The sequence below is a fragment of the Acetobacter okinawensis genome, assembly GCF_002153655.1.
Taxonomy (GTDB): domain Bacteria; phylum Pseudomonadota; class Alphaproteobacteria; order Acetobacterales; family Acetobacteraceae; genus Acetobacter; species Acetobacter okinawensis_A.
Window position 1 is genome coordinate 1 of sequence record NZ_JOPJ01000092.1, and the last position, 368, is coordinate 368.

Sequence of the window (368 nt, forward strand, 5' to 3'; positions counted from 1 at the left end):
AAAAAGTATATTTTGGGGAATTTGGGAAGTGAAAAATGCAGTTATGTGTATTTTTTTTTCGTGATCACCGCTACGCCCCTGTAAAACCAGCCTTTCACCGTTTTGTGGTCACGGCCCATTCTCTCGCCAATTTGCCGCCAGCTATACCGATGCTGGCCGGACAGTGGGTGGATCATCATCCAGAACAGTACGACACGGCGGTGCGCTGTATCCTGTATCCATGAAACCCAGCCCAGAGCCTCATCCATCCGGGAGATTTCCGATGATGTGGGCATTGGCGGCCTGATCTGGCTTTCGGCTGTCAGGCTGAGCAGGTCATCCAGTTCCATGAGCGTTTCCTGCCAGGATGAGCCGCAACTGGACGGACG

General features: G+C 52.7%; 1 protein-coding gene. It reads right to left on the bottom strand.

Annotation, left to right across the window (positions count from 1 at the left end; translation table 11 throughout):
* Positions 1 to 41: 41 nt before the first annotated feature.
* On the bottom strand, positions 42 to 368 hold a 327-nt coding region (locus tag HK26_RS13635; RefSeq protein WP_180539586.1), incomplete at its 5' end, for a DUF6362 family protein.